Raw genomic sequence first — 19,438 nt, forward strand, 5'->3', positions numbered from 1 at the left:
TTGAACTGGCGGGTCCTCCCCGGGTTCAGCAGGCTTGAGGCGTGGAGGTTCTCGATCTCGCTAGGTGGCAGTTCGGCATAACCACCGTCTATCACTTCCTGATGGTCCCGCTGACCATCGGGCTTTCGGTCCTGGTCGCCGGGATGCAGACGGCCTGGGTCCGCACGGGTGATCAGCGGTACCTGAAGATGACCAAGTTCTGGGGGAAACTCCTGCTGGTCAACTTCGCGATGGGCGTGGTCACCGGGATCGTGCAGGAGTTCCAGTTCGGGATGAACTGGAGCGCGTACTCGCGGTTCGTCGGCGACGTGTTCGGCGCGCCGCTGGCGATGGAAGGGCTCGTCGCGTTCTTCGTCGAGTCGACCTTCCTGGGGCTGTGGATCTTCGGCTGGGACAAGCTGCCGAAGAAGGTCCACCTGGCGTGCGCGTGGGCGTATTCGCTGGCGACCGTGGCGTCCGCGTACTTCATCCTGGCGGCGAACTCGTGGATGCAGCATCCGGTCGGCGTCGAGTTCGTCGACGGGAAGCCGACGATGAACTCGATCTGGGCGGTGCTGACCAACAACACCGCGCTGGCCGCGATCCCGCACACGCTGGCGGGCGCCTTCTCGGTGGCGGCGGCGTTCCTGGTCGGGGTCGCGGGCTGGCAGTTGTGGCGCAAGCGTTCGGAGGACGACGAGCACCGCGCGGTGTGGCGTTCGTCGTTGCGTCTCGGCGGCTGGACCGGCGTGGTGGCCTTCGCGGTGCTGGCGATCACCGGCGACATGCAGGGCAAGCTGATGTTCGAGCAGCAGCCGATGAAGATGGCCTCGGCGGAGGCGTTGTGCCACACGGAGAAACCGGCGAGCTTCTCGATCATCGCGATCGGCGACGTGAGCGGCTCGAACTGCGAGGACGTCAAGACGTTCAACGTGCCGGCGCTGCTCTCCTTCTTGGCGCACAACGACTTCACGACCGAGGTCAAGGGCGTCGAGAACCTGGTGACCGAGTACCAGGCGAAGTACGGCACGAACTACCCGGACGATCCGCAGCTCGGTTCGCTCGCGGGGAAGCCGATCGACTACGTGCCCAACCTGCCGGTGACCTACTGGGGTTTCCGCGCGATGATCGGCTTCGGCGCGATCTCGGCCGGGATCGGCTTGCTCGCGCTGTGGCTGACCCGGCGCGGCCGGATCCCCGGGCAACGCTGGTTCCCGTGGCTCGTGCTCGGCGGGATCGCGACACCGTTCATCGGGAACAGCGCCGGCTGGATCTTCACCGAGATGGGCCGTCAGCCGTTCGTGGTGGTGCCGAACCCGACCGGGGTGGACGGGGTGTGGATGTTCACCGCGCAGGCGGTCTCGAAGTTGTCCACAGGCGAGGTCTGGACGTCGCTGATCGCCCTGACGACCGTCTACGCGGTGCTCGGCGTCGTCGAGGTCTACCTGATGCGCAAGTACGTCCGCGGCGGCGTCGACGCCGTCATGCCACCCAAGAAACCGACCTCGACCAGCAAGAACGGCGACTCCGAAGGCGGTGACAGCGATGACGACGCGCTGGCCTTCGCCTACTGATCGCCTCTTTACGTCACCTACCCAGCCCCCCGCCCTTCCCGGGGGACGGCCCCGCACCCAGCGTATCGGGGGTATCGCTCAGGAGGGTTACCCACAGCCGATCTGTGGACAACTTGAGCGGTTGTGGATAACTCAGGGCAAGCAAGGGCCGGAGAGCCGGATCGGGCGGGCAGGCGTGGTAGCGGCGGGTTGTGAAAGCCACTTTCGCAACCTTGAACGTTGCGAAAGTGGCTTTCACAACGTCCGGAGCGGACAGACGGCCGGGCACGGGGCCGGGCGGGCCGAAGGGGCCGAGCGGGCCGGGCGGGCTGAAGGGGCCCTTCACCGCATCGCAAGCACCGAAGGCTCCCTTCGCCGCGTCGCATGCGGCGAAAGTCCCCTTCAGCCCAGGAAGCCCCGGGAAGCCAGGAAAGTGAGCACCCGATGACCCTCGAAACGATCTGGTTCTGCGTCATCGCCCTGTTCTGGCTCGGCTACCTCTTCCTCGAAGGCTTCGACTTCGGCGTCGGCATGCTCATGCCGGTCCTCGCGAAGGACAACACCGAGCGCCGCGTCATGGTCAACACGATCGGCCCGGTCTGGGACGGAAACGAGGTCTGGCTGATCGTCGCCGGCGGCGCGATGTTCGCCGCGTTCCCCGGCTGGTACGCGTCGCTGTTCTCGGCCGCGTACCTCCCGCTCCTGGTCGTCCTGCTCGCGCTCATCGGCCGCGGCGTCGCGTTCGAATACCGCGGCAAGGTCGACTCCGACCGCTGGCGCCGCAACTGGGACCGCGTCATCGGCATCGGCTCGTGGATCCCGCCGTTCGGCGTCGGCCTCCTCCTCGCGACCACCACCCTCGGCCTCCCGCTCGACGCCGACGGCAACCGCGTCGGCGGCCCGTTCGCCGCCCTGAGCCTCGAAGCGCTGCTCGGCGCGATCGCGGTCGTCGGGTTCTCGCTGGTCCACGGCGCCGCGTTCCTCGCCCTCAAGACCGAGGGCGACCTCCGGCACCGCGCGCGGAACCTGGCCACGCGCCTGCTCCCGGTCGCGCTCCTGCCGCTGCTCGCGTTCCTCATCGTCGTGCAGCTGCGCTCGGGCGACCTGTGGACGCTGCTGCTCATCGGCATCGCCGTCGTCGCCGCGGTGCTCGCCTGGTTCCGGATCCGCGAGGGCCGGGAAGGGCAGGCGTTCGCCGCGCTCGGCGGGGTCATCGGAGCCGCCGCGGTCGCGATCTTCGTCGCCCTGTACCCGAACGTCCTTCCGTCCACTTTGGACCCGGCGAACACGCTCACCATCGCGGGCGAGGCGTCGAGCCCGTACACGCTGACCGTGATGACCTGGGTCGCGCTCTTCGGCGCCCCCGCCGTCCTGATCTACCAAGGCTGGACGTACTGGGTGTTCCGCAAGCGCATCGGCACCCGGCACATCCCACCGGTGCACGCACCATGACCGAACTTCCCGGCCGCGACACCCTTTCCGCCACGGAGTCCACAATGGACCCAGCGCGACCGGGGAAGGGTCCGCTCGGCGCGCTGGCTCCGTTTTCGAGCGCGGCGCGCCGGGCGTTGATCCTCAGCGCGATCCTGTCCTTCTGCAACGCCGTACTCCTGGTGGGCCAGGCTTTCCTGCTGGCCGACGTCCTCTCCGCGGTCGTCCGCGGAACCATGGGGGACCGCACCGCCCAGCTGGCCGTGCTGCTCGCGCTCGTCGCAGGGCGCGCGTTGACCGGCTGGGCGGTGCGGATCGTCTCCGTTCGCGCCGCGGCCCGCGCGAAGGAGGAACTGCGTGCCAAGGCCCTCGACCACGCCTTGAAACTCGGCCCGGAATGGATCGCGCGCCGCGGGCACGGCGAGCTGACCTCGTTGACCACCAAGGGACTCGACGCGCTCGACGCCTACTTCACCCAATACCTCCCGGCGCTGGTGACAGCGGCGATCGTGCCCCTCGCCGCCGGTGCCGCGATCCTGTTCGCCGACTGGCCTTCGGCCGCGCTCGTCGTGATCACCGTGCCGCTGGTGCCGCTGTTCGCCATCCTGATCGGCAAGCACACCGCCGAGCGGGTCGCCGAAGCCGCCGACGCCGAGCAACGGCTGTCGGGACATCTGCTGGAACTCGTCCGCGCGCTGCCGATCCTCAGCGCGTTCCGCCGCGCCGAGGCGCAGGCCGAGACGGTACGGAAGATCTCCGAACGGCATCGCCGCGCGACGCTCAAGACCCTGAAGGTCGCGTTCGCGTCGGCGTTCGCGCTGGAACTGATCGCGACGCTTTCGGTCGCGCTGGTCGCGGTCGTCATCGGTGTCCGGCTGGTCTCCGGCGACCTGCCGCTCGCCATCGGGCTCGGCGTCCTGATCCTCGTACCGGAGTGCTACCAGCCGCTGCGCGCGGTCGGAGCCGCGTTCCACGCCAGCGAGGACGGCGTCGAGGCCGTGCGCCGGGTCGCGGACGTGCTCGCGGAACCCTTGCCGTCCCAGGGTTCCGAGACGCCGGGCAAGGGCGAGGTGCACGTCGGCGGGCTGCGTGTCTCCAGGCGCGACGGGTTCGCGCCCGACGGCGAGACGTTCTCCGTCCGGCCCGGTGAGCTGACCTGGCTGCGCGCGCCCAGCGGCGGCGGCAAGTCGACGACGCTGGCCGTCCTGCTCGGCTTCGTGCAGGCCCACGACGGATCGATCACCGTCGGCGGCACCGACCTCGCCGACGCCGACCTAGACCGCTGGCGCGAGAACGTCGCCTGGGTGCCGCAGTCGCCGGTGTTCGGCGGCGGCACGGTCCGCGATGAGGTCGGTGACGACGACATCCTCGGCGAACTCGGCCTGACCGGACTGGCCGATCGGCCGGTTTCGAAGCTGTCGCAGGGACAACGTCAGCGCGTCGCGGTGGCGCGGGCACTGGTGCGCGTCCGGTCGGGCGCGTGGCTCCTCCTGCTCGACGAGCCCACCGCGCACCTCGACGAGGTCAACGCCGGACTGGTCATGGCCGCTGTCCGCAGGGCCGTCGACGACGGCGCCGCCGCGATCATCGCCGCACACGAACGCACCTCCGGCATCGATATGTCGACTGGCGTGGTGAACGAGGTCGTCACGACGGACGAGCGGACGGCGACCAGACCGGTGCCGTGGCGCGACCTGCTCCAGCCCAGGTTCTTCGGTGGCGCGCTGCTCGGTGCCGCCGCCCTGCTCGCCGGGGTCGCGCTGACCGCGCTTTCGGGCTGGCTGATCGCCAAGGCGTCGCAGCAGCCGCCGATCCTGACCCTGACGGTGATGATCGTCGGCGTGCGGACCTTCGGCCTCGGCCGCGCGGGGCTGCGCTACCTCGAACGGCTGGTCACGCACGACGCCGCGTTCCGGATCGCCGGGAGCCTGCGCGTCCGGCTGTGGGAATCGCTGGTGCGGCTCGGCCCGGCGCGGGCGCTCCGGGCCGGTGAGGAACAGCGGCGGCTGGTCGGCGACACCGACACCGTGCGCGACCTGCTGCCCCGGGTGATCACGCCGCTGATCGTGGTCACGCTGGTGGCCGCCGGTGCCGTCGCGGTCCAGACCGCCGTGCTGCCCGCTGCGGGACTCGTGCTGGCCGCGGCCGTGCTGGTGAGCGCGTTCGCCCCACTGCTCGCGCTCCGGGCCGAACGCCGCGCGACCAGCGCGCTGGCCGCCGGACGGCGTTCGGTGTCGGCGCAGGTGCTGAGCCTGTTCGAAGCCGCGGCCGAGCTGATCGCGTACGGAGCCGATAAAGACCGACGTCGACGGATCGCCACGACCGACGCCGCGCTGACCGCCGAAGCGCGGCGACAGGCTTTCGGCGCTGGCGCGGCCGACGCCCTGATCATCCTGGCGACGGGGGCCGCCACCGTCGTGAGCACCGGGTTCGCCGTGCGCGCCGTCGCCGCCGGCGCGCTGGACCCGGTTCTCGCGCCGGTGGTCGCCCTGGTGCCGCTCGCGCTGGCGGAGGTCTTCTCCCTTCTTCCGCCGGCCGCGCAGCACTGGGACACCCTGCGTCAGGCCCGTCTGCGCCTCGCCGAATGTCGGGAAAGGGCCGTTCAGGACGAAAAACGTCAGGAAAGCCACTTTCCTGACACCGGCGGGGTGCGGATCCGCAACGCCGACCTCGGCTGGCCCGACACGGTGCACCCGGTCCTCACCGGTGTCGACCTCGACATCGCGCCCGGCACGCACGTCGCCGTCGTCGGTCCTAGCGGCGCCGGGAAGTCGACGCTCGTCGCGGCCCTGCTCGGTTTCCTCAAGCCGAGCAAGGGTGACGTCGCCGTTCCCGAGAACGTCGCTTGGGCACCACAGGAACCGATGCTCGTCTCGACCACCGTCGCCGAGAACCTGCGCCTTGCCAAGCCCACGGCCTCCGAGGCCGACCTGCGGAAAGCCTTGTACCAGGCCGTTCTTGAGGACGTCGAGCTCGCCACGATGCTGGACAGCGCGGGCGCCGGGCTGTCCGGCGGGCAGGCGCAGCGGGTCGCGCTGGCGCGTGCCGTGCTCGGCGCGGCTCAAGCCGATCTCGTCCTGCTCGACGAACCGACCGCGCATCTCGACGAGCCCACGGCGAGGACCGTCCGCGAACGACTCGGTGAGGCACTCGCCGGGAAAACCGTCGTGCACGTCACGCACAACGCCGCCGAAGCGGGCGACGCGGACGTCGTCCTGGAGGTGCGAGAGGGCCGCGTCACAACGCGCGTACTGGCCGGAGCCGACTAATGTCGATACTGCTCATGGATCCCACGCTTGCCGCGCGCGCACTGTCCGCCGCCACCGAGATCACCGGCACCGCCCTGTCCGGCGACGACCCCGGTGACGTGCTGGAGACCGTGGTCGCCCGCGCCGTCGAACTGGCCGAGGCCGACCTCGGTCTTGTCATGGTGCGCGCGGACGACGGCCAGGTGGTCGCCGAAGCCGCGCACGGGGCCGACATCCGAGGACTTCGAGGACTGGCCTTTTCCGCCGATTCGGCCGCCGGGCAGGTCGCCCGCGGCGGAGAACCGGTCGTCAGCGAGGACTTCACCGTCGATCCCCGCACCGCGCCGTTCGTGCCGCCGGAGCTGCAGGGCTTCGGGCCGTTCGCGGCCTCGGCGTTCGGTGCGGGCGGGCGGGTCCTCGGCGCGCTCACCGTGTACCGCCGCCACGGCGGGGATCCCTTCTCCGCCAGCACCGTCGAAGTGCTGACCGCTTTCGCGGCGCAGGCCGGTGTGGTGCTCGCTCTGGCGGAAGGCGCCAACGCGCGGCATCGCGTGACCCTGTACCAGGAGCGCGAACGCATCGCGCGCGAGCTGCACGACGTCATCGTGCAGCGTCTCTACGGCGCCGGGATGCAGCTCGACCGCGTCCGCAAGAACATGCGGAAGCGGTTCGCGCAGGCCGACGGGGCGCGGCTCTCCGAGGCGATCGACCAGCTCGACCAGACCATCGAAGAGATCCGCGGCACCGTGCGCGCCCTGCGCAGCCCGGAACCGGCGAACGAGACGGTCACCGCGACCGACCTCGCCGAATCCGCGCGGGGCGAGGTGCGCATCGCGGGCGAACTGCTCGGCTACCCGCCGACCCTCGAACTGTCGGGGGAACTCGCCGACATCCCCGCCGACCAGGCGGACCACATCCGCGCCGCGCTCCGCGAAGCACTGTCCAATGTGGTCAGGCACTCCGGGGCGAGCGAGACCCGCGTGACGCTGAGCCGCGACGCGGAAGGCGTCAAACTCCGGGTGCGGGACAACGGATCCGGTGTCCCGCAGGGGGTCGCCAAACGCGGTCTCCGTCACCTCGCCGAACGCGCGACGACGTCCGGCGGGCGCTTTTCGATCAATTCTTCGCCGAGCCTGGGGACCCTGGTCGCCTTCGACGTTCCCCTCGATCAAACCGTGTGAAATTCACGGTCTTTTCGTTCCTTCGAGTTGACAATTCGGGATTTTGGATTAATCCGTAACGGTGGGGTCCGAGGCGCGATTGTAAGGGAAATTCCCAGCGAAAGGACTCCGCATGTCCTCGGTTCGTCGAGCCATCGGCACGGCCGTGATACTCGCCGGATTCTCGTTGTTCGGTCCGGTTTCCGTCGCATTCGCGCTGGAACTGCCCGCCGTCGCCGAGCAGAGCTGCGAGGGCTTCCGGTTCGACGGAATCGCTTGCGAAACGGGTCCGGCGCAATTCACGGACAAGGATTGCGCCGATTTCCCCTCGCAGGCCGCCGCGCAGGCCGAACTCAAGAAGAACCCGCGTGATCCGCACAAGCTCGACGGTGACCACGACGGATACGCCTGCGAGTCCCGCTTCGGCGGACCCGCGAGAGCCGACCAGGTGAAGATCAAGCCCGTCGGCGGCGTCGCGACCGGCGGCGGGGAACCCGACGAACCCAACGGCGGTCTCCTGGAGATCGGCGCCGTCGCGCTGACCGGCACGGCCTTGCTGACCGTGTCGGCCGCGGGCGCGTCCCTGGTGCTCCGGCGGCGTGTCGAACGATGACCCGGGTCTCCTGGTGCCGATGGCCGTTTCCGCTGGTCATCGGCACGTTCATCGGCGTGGGGCTCGCGATGGCGCTGACCGCGTGCGCCGTCCCGTCGACGGGCAGGATCACCTCGCCGGCGGTGCCGACAGCGCCGACAACGCCCTCGACGGTGACCGCGGTGGCGCCGACGCCCACCGCCACCCCGCCGCTCGCGCCCGCGAAACCGGCGACACTCGAGATCCCGGCGATCGGGGTCCGCACCGGCGAGATCGTCGACCTCGGCCTGGCCGGTGACGGCAGCCTGCAGGTGCCGCGCGACGCGATCACCACCGGCTGGTTCTCCGGCGGCCCGGCACCCGGCGAGATCGGGCCCGCCGTCCTCGCCGGGCACGTCGACTACCGGAAGACCCCCGGGATCTTCGGCAGGCTCAAGGAACTCAGGACCGGAGACGAAGCCCTCGTCCACCGTGAGGACGGGGTCACGGCGGTGTTCACCGTGTACGCCGTCGAACGGCATCCGAAGACGTCCTTCCCGACGCAGCGGGTCTACGGCGACACGACCGCGCCGGAGCTGCGCCTGATCACCTGCGGCGGGGATTTCGACTCTTCGACCGGCAACTACCTCGACAACGTCGTCGCCTTCGCGAGGCTGACCCGCACGTAGATTCGGAGGATGCGCACCGTCCACGTCGTCACGCATCCAGAGGCCACCCATCACGTCGATCGCGTGGTGGGCGGGTGGTTCGATTCCGAGCTCACCCCCGACGGCGAGCGCGCGGCCGCCGCCGTCGCCGAGTCACTGCGCGCGAAGGTGCCGGACGACGTCGAGATCTACTCCTCGGATCTGCGCCGCACCGCGCGGACGGCGGAAGTGATCGGCGAACGGTTCGGCGTGAAGCCGGTTCTGGACCGGCGGCTGCGCGAGAAGTCGTACGGGGAGGCCGGGGGCAAACCGCAGGAGTGGCTGGACAGCCGGTTTATCCCGCCGCCCGCCGTCGGCGAGCGGCTGGGGCACGACGAAGGGATCCCCGGCGCCGAAACCAAGGGCGCGATGGCCGCGAGGGTGTACGCGGCGATGGAGTCGATCCTGGAAAGCCGCTGCGAGCACCAGATCGTCGTGACGCACGGCGGCGCGCTCACCTTCGTCATCGCGGCGTGGATCCGGATGCCGCTCGCCTCGGCCGGGTACGTCGACTTCCGCGGCTCACCCGGCAGCGTCACGGTGCTCCGTGAAGACGATTACTTTCACAACCGGCAGGTCGTGACTCTCGCCGGGAAATGACAGGATCTCCCCGGACTGTCGACGATGATGTTGGGAGATGACATGCCGAGGTTCCTGCGAGCCGTGGCCCTCGCCGCCGCCGTGGCGGTCGTACCGGTGGCCATGCCCGGCACGTCCGCCGCCTCGACCGACGCTGCTTCGAACAAGTCGCGCTGCCCGCAGCTGCGGCTGGCCGACCACTGGTACGGCGACAACGCGGCGAAGATCCAGCAGGTCATCGACGAACGCGGCCGCTGCGGCGCGAAACACGGCGAGCGTCCGGTCGCGGTGTTCGACTGGGACAACACGGTCATCAAGAACGACATCTCCGATCAGACCGTCTTCTGGATGATCCGGCACGACAAGGTCCTGCAGCCGAGGAACCAGGACTGGCGCACCACCAGCCGGTTCATGACCGAGGCAGGCGCGAACGCGCTGAGCAAGGCGTGCGGCACCGCGACCCCGGCCGGGAAACCGCTTCCGACCAGCAAGAACGTCGCGTGCGCCGATGAACTCCTTTCGGTGCGCAAGAACGCGAAGACGACCACCGGCGAAGAGGTCTTCGAAGGCAACAACCGTCGGTACATGGAGGCGGCTTACGCCTGGGTCGCTCAGATCAACGCCGGATACCGGCCCGACGAGGTCCGCGCGATCGCCCGGCAGGCCAGGGCGGCGGCGCTGCTCGCCCCGATCGGGGCGACCCAGAAGGTCGGTTCGAGCACCCAGGTCGCGTGGATCCGGTACTACCCGGAGATCAAGGACCTGATCGCGACGCTGAACAAGGCGGGCTTCTCGACCTGGGTCGTCTCCGCGTCGCCCAAGGAGTTCGCGGACGTCTGGGGCTCCGCGATCGGCATCCCGCCGAGCCGCACGCTCGGGATCTACTCGCAGACCACGAACGGCCGGATCAACGGGCACCTCGAAGGCTGCGGCGGGCACGCCGACGGCGCCGACGAGATCATGACCTACATCGACGGCAAACGCTGCTACATCAACGAGCGGATCCTCGGCATCCGCGGCGCGAAGGCGATGGAAGCGGCACCGGCGGACAAGCGGCAGGCACTCGCCGGCGGCGACGCGACCACCGACGTCACGATGCTGCGCGACGCCACCGGGGTCCGGGTCACGCTCAATCGCAACAAGGACGAGCTGATGTGCCGCGCCTACGACAACGCGGACGGGAAGTGGGCGGTGAACCCGATGTTCATCGAGCCCTTCCCCGCGCTGAACCGCACCTACCCGTGCTCGACGACGGCGTACGAGAACGCCGACGGCACGCACGGCCCGGTGCTGCGCGACGACGGCACGGTCATCCCGGACCAGCGGGACACCGTGCACGCCTAAGCGCTAGCGGTCGCGGCGTGCGATCCACGCCGCGGCCTGCGTGCGCCGCTGCATGCCCAGCTTCGCCAGGACGGACGTCACGTAGTTCTTCACCGTCTTCTCGGCGAGGAACAGCCTTTCCGCGATCTCCCGGTTGGACATGCCCTGCCCGATCAGCTCCAGCACCTCGCGCTCGCGTTCGGTGAGGGAGCCGAGCTCGTCCTCGGGCGGATGACGCAGCTTGTCCAGCACTCGCGCCGTCGACACCGGGTCGAGCAACGACCGGCCCGCCGCGACCTCCCGGACCGCGTTGACGACGTCCTGCCCGCGGACCTGTTTCAGCAGATAGCCGGCCGCGCCCGCCATGATCGCGCCGACCATGGCCTCCTCGTCGTCGAACGCGGTCAGCATCAGGCACTGCGGCGGGTTCGCCTTCGAGCGCAGTTCGCGGCAGAGCGCGATGCCGTCGCCGTCGCCGAGCCGCACGTCGACCACCGCGACGTCCGGCTCGACGTGCATCGCCACGGCAAGGGCCTCGTCGACCCCGCTCGCCTCGGCGACGACCTCGATGTCGGGCTCGTCGGTGAGGAGGTCGCGCAGACCACGCCTCACCACCTCGTGGTCGTCGATGAGCAGCACCTGGATCGGCATACCCCCACGTTACTTCGTCGTCTGGGTGACCATCGCTTCCACCAGCGGGGACGGCAGGCCGGATCGTTCACCCAGCCACCGCACCCACTTCGGCAGCAGAGCCTGAGCGGCGGGGCGGACGGTGTCGTCCGGCCAGTCGCCGATCAGCGCGCCGATGTGTTCGAGCCGGTCCGGCGACACCGCGAACCAGGTGGCCGGGACGATGCCCTCCATCCATTCGGCGGCCAGGTCCTCGACGACCAGGTCGTCGGGTTCGTTGCCGAAGGTCTCGAGGTGCCAGGCGTTGAACGGACCGGTCATCACCGCCGTATCGAAATCTAGGTAGTGGCTGCTCGGCGGCAACCGCAGACCGCGGTTCTTCAGTGCGGTGTCGAGGTCCAAGTACCGGCGCTCGGCGCGATACCAGTTGTCGAGGGTCGCGCGGGACTCGTCACCGATGATGTCCAGCGAGCGGTTGACGAGACCTTCCAGCCGTCGCGGGTCGGTCACCGGCACGGGGGCGGCCTGCTCGCCGAAGCGTTGTCGCCAGGCTTCGACAGCCTGATCGAGCGAGTCGTAGACGGCACCTCCGCCGAGGCGGGGGATCCACGAAATGTCGATCTCGAACAGGTAGACCGTCGGGGCGGCACCACCGGGATAGCCGAAGGTCGCGAGCACGCCGAGCCGTGTTCCGTAGACGTCCTGGATCTCCCAGACGTCGCCGGTGACCTTGTTCTTCGAGGCCAGCTGAGGCCAGTCGGGCAGGATCTCCGACCGCAAGGCCTTCCGCAGCCTGCTCACGCCGGAGCGCACGAACGACTCGAAGCCCGGCGGGGAGATCGAGCTCATCCCCTGCAGCAGCAGCCAAAGTTCTTGGCGCGGCTCCGCGTTCGACGCCGCGAGTACGACGGCTTCGAAGAACAGGTCGAAATCGAGGCCGCCGTTCTCGCCCTGCAGTGCGCGGTGCAGTTCGGCACCGAGCAGCGAGGCTGTCGCCTGCTCGAGTTCGCGAGGGCTCTCCGCCTTCAGGAGAACACCGGCGCCGTCCAGCACGTTCTCGATCGATTCGCGCATCCAAGCCGGCAGAGCCGCTGACTCCAGGGGCTGCGCTTTCTGCGCCCTTGCCGCCTGCTTGTTCTTCTTCGGCTTTCGGCCACGGGATACGGGCATGCCCCCACGTTACTTCGATGCGGCCCAGTAGACCGCCCTGGCCACCTGCGAATACAAGCCCTTCGGGTGATCACGGAACAGCGGCTCCGTGCCGAACAGCACCGCCCGTCCGCCGAGCCCCGACGTCCCGGAGACGACGGCCGCCTGCCCCGCGGCCTCCAGCGGCCCGCCTGTCCCGTCGTCCCGCGTCCGCCAATGCCCGGCGACCAGCGGATTCCCGCTCGCGTAGCGCTGCTCGACCTGAACTGAAGAGCCGAGATCGGTGAACCAGAACGGTCCGTAGACGAACGAGTCCGGCAGTGCGCCGCCACCCACCGGGCCGCTCCCGCCCGTCACCGAGACGACCCCGTTCCCGTCCTCCCAGCCCGCCACCGGACGCGCTTCGAGAAGCCCTGCGTCGGTGTTGAAACGCGCGCCCGTGGCGCCTCGGGTGACCACGCCGCCGCGCGCGAGGAACGCGCGCAAAGCGTCCTTCGCGGCCGGGGTGAGATCGGTGTACCGCAGTCCCGAAGAGACGAACAGCAGGTCGATCCGCGACCAGTCGAAGCCCGCGTTCAGCACCGCCGCCGACACCGGCCGGACGTCGAAGCCCATGTCGCGCAACGCCTTCAGCTCGTCCGGCCCGACGGCACCCGCGATCGTCTTGCGGGTCAACGGGGTCGCCGTCCCGGCCGCATCGGTGAACCGGACGCCGTAGCGGCCGGCCACCTCGGCGGCGGCCTGGCGCGCCGACGCGGGCACGACGATCGTGCCGTCGTCCACGCGGCCCAGCGCGAGACCGCGGTTCAGCAGGTCGTTGACGGCGCTGACGTCCTTGCCGTCGACGAGCTTCAGCGCCAGGTCACGGCCGGGCGCGGCGTCGATGCCGCCGGTGGGTGAGGCCGCGACGACGTCGTGCGTCCGGACGTCGAGCCTGCCCTTCCGCACGATGTCGACCGAAGCACCCCACAGCAGGCGATGGCTCCAGCCGGAGATGTCGTACATGACCGGCACTTTCGCCGAGATGTCGCTGCCGCGCTCCAGCATCACGTTCGCCAGGCCGCGTTTCGGCTGGTGCATGTCGACCAGGTACGAACCGGCCGGATACCGGCGCCCGGCCAGGGAGAACGGGCGATCGGCCTGCCGCACCCGGACGTCGTTGGCCACCAGGTGATCGACGAGACGCGAAGCGGCGACGGCCGAGCGCTGGTCCGCGCCGGCGGGGATGACGTACGCGCGCGGGAACTCCGTGCGGTAGCGGTCTTCCGGCCCGAAGCCGGGCACGAACCCGTCGGGGATCTCACGCTGCGCCTCGCCCGCGCTGCCGCGGCGGAACATCTCGATCTGGTTCGCGATCAGCTCGCCGCGGTTGCGGTCGACGTAGTCCAGCGTGCTGCCGATGGTGGCCTCGACGACCTCGGTGTTGATCACCGCGCGCCGCCGGAGTTCCGCCACCGGTTGCGTTTCGTAGTCCGCGTTGTTCACCCGCATCGGGATCTCGACGGTGAACGACACCGCGCCGTGGTACATCGCGTACTGGGCGGTGTAGATCGGTGCCCAGCCGTCCCAGCTGCCGGGTTCGTAGTCGCGGAACGGGATCTCGGGCTTCGCCGTCTCCGGCCGTCCCAGGGCCTTGACCGCCCGCTCCATGCCGAGACCGTTGGCGTACCCGTGCTTGATGTAGAGGTCGAAGTCGTAGTTCTGGCCGTGTGGCGGCGTGGTCGGTTCGATGAGCGTGTTCTGGACGTAACCGTGTTCGTCCAGCATCATCAGCGGCTGTTTGCCGATCGCGATCGCGCGCATGGCCCGCACTTCCGGCTGCGACGCGGTGACGAAGTCGCGGTTGGGATCGAAACCCTGCGACGTCTGCCGCGTCCCGGCGACCCGGCCGTCCGGATTGGCCGTCACGTTGAAGTAGAAGCGGTTCCGCTTCAGCAGTTCGGCGGTCCTGGGATCGTTCGACGTCACCAGCTTTTCGATGACGCGGAGCGCGCCGTCGGTGCCTTCCCATTCGTTGCCGTGGATGTTGTTGTTGATCCACACCGGCGCCTTGTACCCGTGGCGCAGGAACGGATCGCGCGCGGCGCGGGCCGGGTCGTTCTCGATCAGCGACCGCCACGCGTCCTGCCGTCGCGTCTCGAACGGGCTTTCGGGCGCGGTGACCGTGACCAGGTAGAGGTCGCGGCCGAGGCCGGACTGCCCGGCGATCTCGACCGAGATCCGGTCGCTGCGCGCCTGCAACGCGTTCAGCTTCGGCGCGAGCGCGTGATACGGCGCGAGCCCGAGCTTGATCGACTTGTCGGCCGTGTCCTCCGGGAACGAACGCAGCTTGGTCTTGCGCGGGTAACCGGAACGGTCGCCCGCGACGTTCTCGCCCGCCGCCGCCCGCGTGGCGCCCAGCGGCGGGTCGGCCGCGGCGACGTCGTTGCGCTCCGGCCCGTTGCCGGGGTCCCGGTGCGGTGCCGTCGGCGGTGGCGCCGCGTACGCCGGCGCGGCGACCGCGCTCAGGGAAAGCATCAAGGCCAGGACCACGGTGCGAGCCGAACGCGACAAGGGCCACCTCCAGGGACGTCGGCCCAGTGTTTCCACCGATCGAACGCCCCACAAGCTCCGAAAGGCGGCTAAACGGACGCGGGGCTCTACTTCTTCTCGGAGGGCGCCGGGAATCGGTCCTCGTTCCGGTCGATCTTGGCGTTGGCCGCCTCGATCAGGTCCACGCCGAGGCTGTTCGCCAGCTGGAGGAGGTACAGCGTGACGTCGGCGATCTCGTCGACGACGTTGTGCGCCAGTTCAGGATCGGAACGCCACTTCGCGGACTCCTCCGGCGTGAGCCACTGGAACAGCGAAGTCAGCTCGCCGACTTCCCCGGACAGTGCCATGACCAGGTTCTTCGGCGTGTGGAAAGGCTCCCAGTCGCGTGCGGCGGCGAAGTCGCGGAGGCGCTGGTGAAGGTCGTCGAGAGTCACATGCCGTGCCTACCAGATCGTCACGGTGCGCTAACGGCCGTATGGCGGACGAGCGTTGACGGGCAATTCTCGATTTGCCTAACGTCCCTGGCCGTCGGGAAACCGATCCGGAAGGAAAGTCTTGACGTACCAGCGAAGCCTTCGCTCTCGCATGCTCTCCATCGCGTTCGTTCCGTGCGCGGCCCTGCTGCTCGTGGCGTTGTCCGTCGGCGGATTCCTCGTGCACCAGGCCATCCACGATCGCGACGACGCCGAGAACGGAGCGGTCACCATGGCCGGGGCGAGCCGGGGAATCGCGGCGCTGCAACGAGAACGGGCCGTCGCGCTGAAGGCACCGGGCAGCCGTTCCGCCACCTACCTCGCGTACGCCGATCGCATCGACACCTCGCTTTCGTCCCTGCGCGAGATCGCGAGGGTGGCTCCCGACGCCGAAGTCGGTTATCAGCAGACGATCGCCGTCGAAGTGCTCACCGCCGTCGAAGGGATGGACCGCAGTGACTCGCTCGCGGTCGCCGGGATCGACGACGAGGGACGGCGCGACTACGCCGCCGCCGTCGGTGCCTATCGGTCCAGGCTCGACGCCGTCTCCGGAAAGCTGACGGAAAGTAATCGCCAGGTGTACCGGAATCTCGTCGCGAGTGTGGACTGGAGCCGTTTCGGCGCGGTCGAAACCGCGTTGAGCGCGGCCACGCCGCCGCCCGTCGGGCAGGACGCGTGGCGCGTCGCGGCCGGCGTCGTCGGCCGCTCCCTCGGCGACATCGCCGCCCGCCAGATCGAGTACTCGGCGCAGATCGCGATCGACGGCGGACGCCGGGTACTGAGCGGTGCCCTCGCCGCCGCCGCGGCGATCGCGCTGCTCGCGGGGGTGGCGATGGCGATCGTCATGCAGCTCGCGCGGCGGCTCCCGATCCCGGTCGTCCGCTGCCCCGCGCGCGTCGAACCGACGCCGCTGACCTGGTCACACCTGGTGAGCGATTACGCCGAAAAGAGCACGCTGTTGGCCCACACGAGTCGGCGAAGCGGTCGGGCAGACTTGTCCAGGTGAGTTCCACGACGGATCTGCGCCCCTACCTGCGCACCTTGGACGCGGAGACGCTGGCGGACCTGCTGCACGCCCAGGCTGAGCGTGACCCTGTGTTACGACAGTCCCTGGAGAACCGCTTCGTCACCCAGGGGAGTGACCTCGCCGAGGCGCACCGCCTCCTCGACACCGCCGTACTGGCGGGCAACGTCGAGTACGCCGCGAAGGTCGGCTCCGTTCTCGACACGCTGCAGCGCCTTCTCGACGCCGGCAGCCGGGCCGATCTCGCCCCGCTCGCCCGCCGGACCGTGGACGACATCAGCGAGATGCTGGAGCAGATCGACGACGCCTCGGGCGAGGTCGCCGACCGGCTGGACCGGGCCGTCGAGCTGTACGCGCGGGCCTGTGTCGCGCGCCCGCCGGATCCGGAGAGCCTGGCGAACTGGATCCTCGAAGTCGAGTTCGACGGCCCCGGCTGGCCGGCCATCGAGCTGGCGGACTTCGCCTCCGCCTTGGGGGACAAGGGTATCGCGCGGATAAAGTCCACTGTGGACACCGTGCTGGCGGAGCAGCCGTCCGGTGTGAAACGCGAGACGGCCGAGCGGTTGCGCGAGGAGCTGGCGGAGGTGTCCGGCGACGTCGACGCGCTCGTCGCGATCCTCGCCGCCAAACCGCCGCGGGTCGACGTGAGCCTCAAGATCGTGCGCGTGCTGCGCGCGGCGGGACGGCACAGCGAGGCCATCGCGCACGCGGCGCGGGCGCTCACGCACGACAAGAAGGAGGAGGCGCCGCCGGTCGAGGAGGAGCCGGTTCCCTTGTCGCGCAAGGAGTTCGACGAGAAGCCCGGGGCCGCGACCTATCTCGCCCTGCGCGAGGAGACACGGGAAACGGGGCGGTGGGTCGCGCAGCGGAAGACCGCGCTGGCCCGGTTGCGGGAGCTCGCCGCCGGGGGCACGGAGGCCGCCGACGAACTCGTCCGGGCGTTGCTCGGCGAGGACCGCGCCGACGAGGCCTGGCGAGCGGCGGTCCGTTTCGAGGCCTCTTTGGCGGTGCGCGTCGAACTCGCGGATTCGCGTTCCGTCGCCCATCCGGCGGAAACAATTCCCGTCTATCGGGACCATGTCGAAGAATTGATCACGCACAGGGATCCGAACTCCTATCGCGAAGCTGCCCGGCAGCTGCGCAAACTGCGCACGGTCCACAAAAAGGCCGGTACGGCTGAAGAATTCAGCTCCTACCTCGGCAACCTGGTGGAAATACACAAACGCAAGACGCGGCTGATCGCCGAGGTCAAGGCGGCGAGAATCGCGATTCCGAAACCGGTCAAGGCGTAACCGCTTCCGGCGCCGGTCGTTATTCGAAGCGAACCGAGGAAAATCGGACTGAAAAGGTCGAGCCATACGGGCGGGCCGTCGAAGTCGCGGTGGTCCTGAACCGGTGTCCGCCCGCGCCCTCCCCGCGACCTGGACCCCGTGTTACGCGCCCAGGACCACCGCGACGAGCCCGATCGGGTCCGCGTGCAAACATGTCGCCATGAGTCCGGTCAGTCGTGCCCGCAAGAAGGCAGCTCAGCCCTCCACCCCGAGTGTGACGGGCCTTTTCAAGGACGTCCTCCGGGACTTCTCGACCCTCGGTGCCGAACCCGGGGTGCTCGACGTCGAGTTGCTGACCTCCGAGGTGCTCGGTCAGTGGTGGGAGATCGAGGTCGAAGAGGACGAGACGCCGCTGGGCATGGAGCTCATCGCGTTCGCCGAGCGGAAGATCACCCCGGCCGCGGCCGCGCTGCTCGCCGGGCTGCGGGTCTTCGCCGAGACCGAAGAGGAGCGCGAGGCGGCGGCCGCCGCGCTGAACACCGTGCTGGGCCGCGGGATCCCGGAGCCGGAGTGGGCCGCGGACCTGGCCGCGGTGACCGTCGGGGACTGCTGGCGGACCGGTGACGTCTTCGGCGACGAATCCTCCCTGCTCTGTGTCTTCTCCCGCGGCGGCGTCGAGCACGGCCTGCTCGCGCTGGTCGACTTCACCGAGGGTGGCCGGATCCGCGACGTCGTCGTTGTCGACAAGCCGCAGGACGTCCTGGCCGAGATGCGGCAGCAGGCCGCCGACGACCCGGACCTGGTCACGCTGGAGCGGGTGCTGCCCGAGCGTGCCCACCAGTTGCTCGCGGACGGGCTGGCCGCGACGGACGTCGTCGAGGAGCCCGACGTCAGCGAGGACTACGCGCGGTTCCACGCGCTCGCGCTGGCTTGGATCCGGACGCTTCCCGCCCCCGAGCCTTCGCCCGAGATCACCGAATGGCCCGAGCAGGTCCGCGAAGAGGTCGTCGCCGACTTCATCGGGTCCGGGCTCGTGGAGGACACGGACGCGACGCGGTTCTACGCGCGCCTGCTCGTCGACCACGGCTGCGAGACCGAGCCGGGCAGCCCGCTGCGCGTCGGCCCCGAGAAGCTCGCCCGGTTCCTCGAATCGCTGCTGGACGGCGAGTTCGAGGTCGACGAGGCGTACGAGGACGCGCTGGAGCCCGCGCTGCTCGGCTGGGTCACCTGGGCCGCCGACCGCGCCGGGCTCCCCGAGGCCGCGCGCGTGGCGCTGCTGGAGAGCGCGACCGAGTTCCTGGAGGAGTTCGCGCAGGACGAGGACTCCGCGCTCGACGTCTACTTCGACGGTTCCGAGGGGATCGAAGACCCGGCGGAACTCGCGGAGGCGCTCGCGCGCCGGATGTTCGCCGTGCCGACGGTCTACACCGAGATCGGCGACGAGGAGCTGGAGCTCGAACCCGCCGATCCCGAACAGCGCCGCCTGCTGGTGATCGGCGAGCACCCCGAGTACCACGAGGCGCTGGCCGAGGAGACCTTCGACGGTGAGCCGAGGATGCGGCTCGCGCTCAAGACCACGATCGTCGACCAGCTCTGGGCCGACGAGCCCGCCGAGGTCTGGCAGGCCGCGCGCCGGCTGAGCGAGACCGGGCTGGAGCGCGACGACGTCTTCGACCGCCTCGTCGACGCCTTGGCCGCCCAGCTGACCGAGGCCGGCGAACACGAGATGGACTACGACGTCGACGACTACCGGAAGGCGCTCGACGAGCTGTCCTGACGCCCCCGTTCCCGCCGGTCACCCCTCTCTT

The 19,438-nt window shown here is 69.7% G+C and carries 15 protein-coding genes; 11 read left to right on the top strand and 4 right to left on the bottom strand.

All coding sequences use genetic code 11. From position 1 onward, the window contains the following. The first annotated feature begins 41 nt into the window (after nucleotides 1-41). The 8 genes from IE302_RS19470 to IE302_RS19505 all read left to right on the top strand — a co-directional run bounded on the left by IE302_RS19470 (nucleotide 42) and on the right by IE302_RS19505 (nucleotide 10,572). Nucleotides 42-1,553, top strand: coding sequence for a cytochrome ubiquinol oxidase subunit I (locus IE302_RS19470; protein ID WP_191255923.1), 1,512 nt, complete (start codon nucleotides 42-44; stop codon nucleotides 1,551-1,553). Between the two features lie 423 nt (nucleotides 1,554-1,976). After that, the gene (gene cydB, locus IE302_RS19475) at nucleotides 1,977-2,984 is read left to right on the top strand and encodes a cytochrome d ubiquinol oxidase subunit II (protein ID WP_191255924.1); all 1,008 of its coding nucleotides are present in this window, start codon (nucleotides 1,977-1,979) and stop codon (nucleotides 2,982-2,984) included. Next, on the top strand, nucleotides 2,981-6,232 hold the full coding sequence (gene cydC, locus IE302_RS19480; protein WP_191255925.1) for a thiol reductant ABC exporter subunit CydC: 3,252 nt from the start codon (nucleotides 2,981-2,983) through the stop codon (nucleotides 6,230-6,232). The genes cydB and cydC overlap by 4 nt, the downstream gene beginning before the upstream one ends. Before the next feature lie 14 nt (nucleotides 6,233-6,246). After that, nucleotides 6,247-7,392, top strand: coding sequence for a GAF domain-containing sensor histidine kinase (locus tag IE302_RS19485; protein WP_191255926.1), 1,146 nt, complete (start codon nucleotides 6,247-6,249; stop codon nucleotides 7,390-7,392). Nucleotides 7,393-7,504: 112 nt separating this feature from the next. Further along, nucleotides 7,505-7,984 (top strand): excalibur calcium-binding domain-containing protein, encoded by a 480-nt coding sequence (locus IE302_RS19490; RefSeq protein WP_191255927.1) that lies wholly within the window; start codon nucleotides 7,505-7,507, stop codon nucleotides 7,982-7,984. Further along, on the top strand, nucleotides 7,981-8,631 hold the full coding sequence (locus tag IE302_RS19495) for a class F sortase (protein WP_191255928.1): 651 nt from the start codon (nucleotides 7,981-7,983) through the stop codon (nucleotides 8,629-8,631). The genes IE302_RS19490 and IE302_RS19495 overlap by 4 nt, the downstream gene beginning before the upstream one ends. 9 nt (nucleotides 8,632-8,640) lie before the next feature. Beyond that, the gene (locus IE302_RS19500) at nucleotides 8,641-9,249 is read left to right on the top strand and encodes a histidine phosphatase family protein (protein WP_191255929.1); all 609 of its coding nucleotides are present in this window, start codon (nucleotides 8,641-8,643) and stop codon (nucleotides 9,247-9,249) included. Nucleotides 9,250-9,291: 42 nt separating this feature from the next. Continuing rightward, complete coding sequence (locus IE302_RS19505; protein ID WP_191255930.1) at nucleotides 9,292-10,572, top strand: HAD family hydrolase; 1,281 nt, start codon at nucleotides 9,292-9,294, stop codon at nucleotides 10,570-10,572. A 3-nt stretch (nucleotides 10,573-10,575) separates the two neighbouring features. Here IE302_RS19505 and IE302_RS19510 read toward each other — a convergent pair whose 3' ends face one another. The 4 genes from IE302_RS19510 to IE302_RS19525 all read right to left on the bottom strand — a co-directional run bounded on the left by IE302_RS19510 (nucleotide 10,576) and on the right by IE302_RS19525 (nucleotide 15,296). Further along, the gene (locus IE302_RS19510) at nucleotides 10,576-11,202 is read right to left on the bottom strand and encodes a response regulator (protein WP_005149535.1); all 627 of its coding nucleotides are present in this window, start codon (nucleotides 11,200-11,202) and stop codon (nucleotides 10,576-10,578) included. A gap of 9 nt (nucleotides 11,203-11,211) precedes the next feature. Then, the gene (locus IE302_RS19515) at nucleotides 11,212-12,351 is read right to left on the bottom strand and encodes a hypothetical protein (RefSeq protein WP_191255931.1); all 1,140 of its coding nucleotides are present in this window, start codon (nucleotides 12,349-12,351) and stop codon (nucleotides 11,212-11,214) included. A 9-nt stretch (nucleotides 12,352-12,360) separates the two neighbouring features. Next, nucleotides 12,361-14,883, bottom strand: a complete 2,523-nt coding sequence (locus tag IE302_RS19520) for a M14 family zinc carboxypeptidase (protein WP_229907850.1) — start codon at nucleotides 14,881-14,883, stop codon at nucleotides 12,361-12,363. An 86-nt stretch (nucleotides 14,884-14,969) separates the two neighbouring features. Next, nucleotides 14,970-15,296, bottom strand: coding sequence for a nucleotide pyrophosphohydrolase (locus tag IE302_RS19525; protein ID WP_191255932.1), 327 nt, complete (start codon nucleotides 15,294-15,296; stop codon nucleotides 14,970-14,972). Between the two features lie 121 nt (nucleotides 15,297-15,417). Here IE302_RS19525 and IE302_RS19530 point away from each other — a divergent pair, with 121 nt between their 5' ends. The 3 genes from IE302_RS19530 (at nucleotide 15,418) to IE302_RS19540 (ending at nucleotide 19,407) form a co-directional block, all read left to right on the top strand. Then, on the top strand, nucleotides 15,418-16,341 hold the full coding sequence (locus IE302_RS19530; RefSeq protein WP_229907851.1) for a nitrate- and nitrite sensing domain-containing protein: 924 nt from the start codon (nucleotides 15,418-15,420) through the stop codon (nucleotides 16,339-16,341). Continuing rightward, nucleotides 16,338-17,651 carry a DUF6880 family protein gene (locus tag IE302_RS19535; protein ID WP_191255933.1) on the top strand — a complete coding sequence of 438 codons (1,314 nt, stop codon included), beginning with the start codon at nucleotides 16,338-16,340 and terminating at the stop codon, nucleotides 17,649-17,651. Before IE302_RS19530 ends, IE302_RS19535 begins: the two co-directional genes overlap by 4 nt. A 199-nt stretch (nucleotides 17,652-17,850) precedes the next feature. Next, a complete protein-coding gene (locus IE302_RS19540) occupies nucleotides 17,851-19,407 on the top strand; it encodes a DUF1841 family protein (protein WP_191255934.1) in 1,557 nt (518 codons plus the stop codon). Nucleotides 19,408-19,438: the final 31 nt, after the last annotated feature.

This window comes from Amycolatopsis oliviviridis (genome assembly GCF_014654365.1).
Lineage (GTDB): Bacteria > Actinomycetota > Actinomycetes > Mycobacteriales > Pseudonocardiaceae > Amycolatopsis > Amycolatopsis oliviviridis.

Bases quoted from the DNA above. Each gene is read 5' to 3' on its own strand.
- IE302_RS19540 (WP_191255934.1), top strand. From the start codon at position 17,851: ATGAGTCCGGTCAGTCGTGCCCGCAAGAAGGCAGCTCAGCCCTCCACC.
- IE302_RS19505 (WP_191255930.1), top strand. From the start codon at position 9,292: ATGCCGAGGTTCCTGCGAGCCGTGGCCCTCGCCGCCGCCGTGGCGGTC.
- IE302_RS19510 (WP_005149535.1), bottom strand. From the start codon at position 11,202: ATGCCGATCCAGGTGCTGCTCATCGACGACCACGAGGTGGTGAGGCGT.
- IE302_RS19490 (WP_191255927.1), top strand. From the start codon at position 7,505: ATGTCCTCGGTTCGTCGAGCCATCGGCACGGCCGTGATACTCGCCGGA.
- cydB (WP_191255924.1), top strand. From the start codon at position 1,977: ATGACCCTCGAAACGATCTGGTTCTGCGTCATCGCCCTGTTCTGGCTC.
- cydC (WP_191255925.1), top strand. From the start codon at position 2,981: ATGACCGAACTTCCCGGCCGCGACACCCTTTCCGCCACGGAGTCCACA.
- IE302_RS19515 (WP_191255931.1), bottom strand. From the start codon at position 12,351: ATGCCCGTATCCCGTGGCCGAAAGCCGAAGAAGAACAAGCAGGCGGCA.
- IE302_RS19500 (WP_191255929.1), top strand. From the start codon at position 8,641: ATGCGCACCGTCCACGTCGTCACGCATCCAGAGGCCACCCATCACGTC.
- IE302_RS19485 (WP_191255926.1), top strand. From the start codon at position 6,247: ATGGATCCCACGCTTGCCGCGCGCGCACTGTCCGCCGCCACCGAGATC.
- IE302_RS19495 (WP_191255928.1), top strand. From the start codon at position 7,981: ATGACCCGGGTCTCCTGGTGCCGATGGCCGTTTCCGCTGGTCATCGGC.